2 protein-coding genes, 1 tRNA gene and 1 pseudogene are annotated in these 1,503 nt (G+C 57.3%); 3 read left to right on the top strand and 1 reads right to left on the bottom strand.

Annotation, left to right across the window (positions count from 1 at the left end):
* Positions 1-239 (bottom strand): annotated as a pseudogene (locus C7K08_RS14060) (photosystem II D2 protein (photosystem q(a) protein)); the annotation flags it as partial.
* Positions 240-372: 133 nt separating this feature from the next.
* Between C7K08_RS14060 and C7K08_RS14055 the strand changes: the two are divergent.
* From C7K08_RS14055 to C7K08_RS14045, 3 genes are all read left to right on the top strand, one after another.
* Positions 373-639 (top strand): UPF0367 protein family, encoded by a 267-nt coding sequence (locus C7K08_RS14055; RefSeq protein ID WP_106501132.1) that lies wholly within the window; start codon positions 373-375, stop codon positions 637-639.
* Positions 636-1,322 carry an ABC transporter ATP-binding protein gene (locus C7K08_RS14050; RefSeq protein WP_106501131.1) on the top strand — a complete coding sequence of 229 codons (687 nt, stop codon included), beginning with the start codon at positions 636-638 and terminating at the stop codon, positions 1,320-1,322. Before C7K08_RS14055 ends, C7K08_RS14050 begins: the two co-directional genes overlap by 4 nt.
* Before the next feature lie 27 nt (positions 1,323-1,349).
* A tRNA-Asn gene (locus C7K08_RS14045) sits at positions 1,350-1,421 on the top strand.
* The last annotated feature ends 82 nt before the right edge of the window (positions 1,422-1,503 follow it).

The following is a 1,503-nucleotide window of genomic DNA, read 5'->3' as shown; positions in this document are numbered from 1 at the left end:
GGTGTAGACACAGCAGCGGTGAGGAAGTTGCAGCCTTCTATGTAGCTGCTGGCAATACCGTGGGTATACCAGGAGGTAACAAAGGTGGTGCCGGTAAGCCAGCCACCCAAAGCCAAATAGGCAGTTGGGAAAAGCAATAGGCCAGACCAACCAACAAATACAAAGCGGTCGCGCTTCAGCCAGTCATCGAGGACGTCGAACCATCCGCGTTGGCYTACACGCCCAAGGGCGATCGTCATGGGGAGTTCTTCACGAAGCGTTACATCTCGAACCWTACCCACTGCGCCGCCCCTTTGCAGGGAAAACCGGCCAAAATACGCACATCTACCTACGCCCCTGGCTMCCTAGGCTGCCGCCAGCARCGTTTTTGCCATGTTTGTTGTTGAGCTCAGCCTCAAGCTTTCGCCCATGCCGATTTCGGTGCAACGCAAGGAGCTGGARGCCGCCCAGGCCCTATATCAAGAAATCCGTGGGGCCATGCAGCAGGGTGAGCCGCAACTGCTGGAACTGCGCTGCGAAAAAGCGGAAGAGAARCAGGTAAYCCTGCTRAGCGCTGAAATTTTGGCGGTGCAGCTCTATGAGAAAAGCGCCCTTGGTGCCGGCAGCAAGCGCCCTGGTTTCAGCCTCGGCGCTGAATGAAGCCCATCCTTGAGGTGGATCGGGTTAGCTACAGCTGGCCCCAAGGCAGCCCTGTGCTGCAGCAATGCTCGCTGCAAATYCCCCGRCCTGGCCTCTGGATGCTGGTGGGCGGCAATGGCAGCGGCAAAAGCACCCTGCTGCGCTTGATTGCTGGCCTGCTCAAGCCCACGGCAGGCCAGATCCACCGCTCAACAGCTGCGGCACTTGTTTTTCAAAACCCCGACCATCAACTGCTGCTGCCAGGCTGCGGCAGCGAACTCTGCTTCCACTTGCCAAAGGGGGTTAAGCCCCAGGCGCARAGCATTGAGGCAGCCCTCAACCAGGTGGGGCTAGCTGGATTTGCCGATCGCCCGATCCATAGCCTCAGCGGTGGCCAAAAACAACGGCTTGCGATTGCATCCGGCCTGATCAGCGGCGCCAGGTTGCTGCTGCTGGATGAACCCACCGCCCTGCTCGATCCTGAAAAYCAAAGGGCYGTGCTCGGCTTGATCCGCCAGCTGTGCAATCGAAATCACCTGGGGGCCAATGGCCTCACAGCCCTTTGGGTTACCCACAAATTGGAAGAATTGCACCAATGCGATGGGGCCTTGAAGCTGGATCGCGGCATTGCCGGCAACTGGATTGCGGGGTCTGCCATGGCAAGCGCCCTGGAGGGGTTGCCCAGGGGGCAGRCCGGCGGTTAAGTTCGAACTCACCCTTTTRGGGTGCTTTCCTCGGTAGCTCAGTGGTAGAGCGATCGGCTGTTAACCGATTGGTCGCAGGTTCGAATCCCGCCCGGGGAGTTTTGAATAGAGTTGGATTTATAATTAAGCTACGTAAATTAGGTAAGCAAGCAAGTAAAGCCAATAATTTATAGTTATTTGT

This window comes from Synechococcus lacustris str. Tous (assembly GCF_003011125.1).
In the GTDB taxonomy this organism is placed as follows: Bacteria; Cyanobacteriota; Cyanobacteriia; order PCC-6307; family Cyanobiaceae; genus Synechococcus_D; species Synechococcus_D lacustris.
This window is presented reverse-complemented; position numbering and strand designations above follow the sequence as displayed.